This window comes from Pseudomonas sp. SIMBA_067, from assembly GCF_046534675.1.
Taxonomy (GTDB): Bacteria; Pseudomonadota; Gammaproteobacteria; order Pseudomonadales; family Pseudomonadaceae; genus Aquipseudomonas; species Aquipseudomonas putida.
This window is the reverse complement of record NZ_JAWRYH010000544.1, coordinates 1-267: the sequence shown is the minus strand read 5'-3', so window position 1 is coordinate 267 and position 267 is coordinate 1. Positions and strand designations below refer to the sequence as shown.

Annotated in this window: 1 pseudogene; it reads right to left on the bottom strand. The window is 58.4% G+C overall.

Going from position 1 to position 267, the window contains the following annotated elements:
* Positions 1–9: 9 nt before the first annotated feature.
* A pseudogene (locus SB765_RS30250) lies at positions 10–267 on the bottom strand (hypothetical protein); the annotation flags it as partial.

Sequence of the window (267 nt, the reverse complement as noted above, 5' to 3'; positions counted from 1 at the left end):
GATTGTTATTCACGTCAGTGCTCCGGTTTCATCAGGGTCTGCGCACCGGATGTGGCCGGTCAGGGTCATGGGCTGAGCGGTGAGTGATTGCATCATCCAGCAGGCTTTGTGCTCCTCCGGGATGGGATAAGGTGCCGGATAGCCTTTGTCTCCGGCACAGGGTTCGAACCCATGTCGGGGGTAATAGGTGGCGTGGCCGAGAACAAAAACCGTCTGGCAGCCCATCAACCTCAGGTGCTCGATGCCAGTGCGTATCAACCGTCCTCC